The sequence below is a fragment of the Pseudonocardia pini genome, from assembly GCF_013870575.1.
In the GTDB taxonomy this organism is placed as follows: domain Bacteria; phylum Actinomycetota; class Actinomycetes; order Mycobacteriales; family Pseudonocardiaceae; genus Pseudonocardia; species Pseudonocardia pini.
In genome coordinates this window covers 1-1,916 of the sequence record NZ_JACBXB010000926.1, presented here as the reverse complement: position 1 = coordinate 1,916, position 1,916 = coordinate 1, and the positions used below count along the sequence as shown (strand labels likewise).

Sequence of the window (1,916 nt, the reverse complement as noted above, 5' to 3'; positions counted from 1 at the left end):
ATGCTGCACGCCAGGGTGATCGCGGCGAGCCCGGAGGCGCACTGCCGGTCCACGGTCAGCCCGGGCACCCCGTCCCCGAGCCCCGCCCGCAGCGCCGCGACCCGCGCGGTGTTCCCCCCGGGACCGAACACGTTCCCGAGGACCACGTCGCGCACCGCGACCTCGCAGCCCGGAGTCCCGGGTGCTCTCCCCGGCGACATCTGCTCTGCCCCCCTCGCTGCGGGCAGGCCTGGTGCACCCGGTCCGCCCGGCTCCGGCTCACCTCTCCGCTCGCCCGCGACGACGCCCACGTCGGCGAGCAGCGCACGCAGCACCGGAGCCGCCAGCTCGTCCGCGCTCAGCGCCTTCAGCACCCCACCCGCGTTGCCGATCGCGGTGCGACGGGCGGCGATCACCACCGGCTCACTCACCGCTCTCCCCCGCCACGCCCGACCGCGCCGCCGACGAACCCACCCCGCCAGGAACCCCCGACCCGGCCCGCACCCCGGCAAGCACCCTGACCCCGGCAGGCGCCGGAATCCCAGCAGCCACCCTCAGCCCAGCAGCCACCCCAGCCCGACCGACGCCGCGAGCCCGACCGACACCCTCAGCCGAACCCCCGGCCCACCCGCCACCCGCAGCAGTGCGGGCAGAGCAAAGGGCCCGCGACGACGACACAGGGCAGCGAGGCCGGTCAGCCCGACCACCACCCCCGACCCGACCGACACCCCCAGCCGAACCCGAACCCCCAGCCCATCCGACACCCGCAGCGGCGCGGGCAGAGCAAAGGGGGTCGGCCGGGCGAGCGGCATCCACAGCCCCACCGGCACCCGCAGTCCCACCGACACTCACAGCCCCAGGAGCCCCCGCTCCCCACCCGACACCCGCAGCAGTGCGGGCAGAGCAAAGGGCCCGCGACGACGACCCGGGGCGACCCGGCCCGCCCGCCGGCGACCGCAACCACGGCCACAGACGCAGCACCGACAACCGCATCAACACCGACAACCGCATCAACCGCGTCAGCAACACCAGCCGCGGCCCGACCACCCTCATCGCAGCGTCTCCGCGTCCAGAGTGCCCGCAGTTACTGCCTCGGTGAGCGCGGCCCGGGCGGGCTTCCCCGCGGGCGTGCGAGGGATCTCCTTGGTGCGCAACCAGATCCGGGGCCGTTTGCGGGGTTCCAGGCCCGCCGCGGCCGCGGCGCGGAGATCGGCCAAGGCGGGGTCGCCCTCCACCACCGCGGTGACCACCGCGCCCAGCCGCGGGTGCGGGGTCCCGGCGACGACGACGTCGGCGAGCCCGGGGACGGGGCGCAGCACCGCCTCCACCTCCTCCGCGGCCACGAGCAGCCCGCCGGAGGAGATCGTGGCGGACTCCCTGCCGTGCACCGTGAGCACACCGTCCACGAAGGACACCCGGTCGCCGACGCTGCTCCACTCCGGAGCCGGGTCGAGCACACCACCGCGGAGCCTGCCGTCCACGCTCAGCGGCGAGCGGACCCACAGCTCGTCCGCTCGGACCTGCAGATCCACACCCGCGACCGGCCGCAGCACGCCCTCGCGCCGGATCGCGATCAGGGAGTGCTCCGCCGAGCCGTAGTACTCGAGGAGCTCCGGGCGGCGCAGCGCCTGCGGCACATGGGCTCCGCCACAGACGACGGTGTCCAGCTCCACGTCCGCGATCTCCGGCAGCATCGCGGGGACGACGTGGGTCGTGGCCGCGCCGCGGGCGACCGCCGCGGTCAGCCGGGGCGCGAGACGCAGCTCGACGCCGCACCAGAGGGCGTGCAGGGCACCGAAGAGGAACAGCGACGAGCTCAGCGGGCCCGCGACCAGCACGGGGCTCGGGACCGGACCGAGGGCCTCGAAGCTGCGCAGCCACGACCGGCGGGAGCGCTGCAGGACCTTCGGCGTCCCGCTGCTGCCCGAGGTCGTGGG

The 1,916-nt window shown here is 75.8% G+C and carries 3 protein-coding genes; all 3 read right to left on the bottom strand.

Features of this window, described 5'->3' with window-relative positions:
* On the bottom strand, positions 1-410 hold a 410-nt coding region (locus H5J29_RS30900), incomplete at its 3' end, for a thiolase family protein (protein ID WP_446686502.1).
* Positions 411-533: 123 nt separating this feature from the next.
* Positions 534-827 (bottom strand): hypothetical protein, encoded by a 294-nt coding sequence (locus H5J29_RS30895; protein WP_181784473.1) that lies wholly within the window; start codon positions 825-827, stop codon positions 534-536.
* 201 nt (positions 828-1,028) lie between these two features.
* A partial coding sequence (locus H5J29_RS30890; protein WP_181784472.1) for an AMP-binding enzyme occupies positions 1,029-1,916 on the bottom strand: 888 nt, incomplete at its 5' end.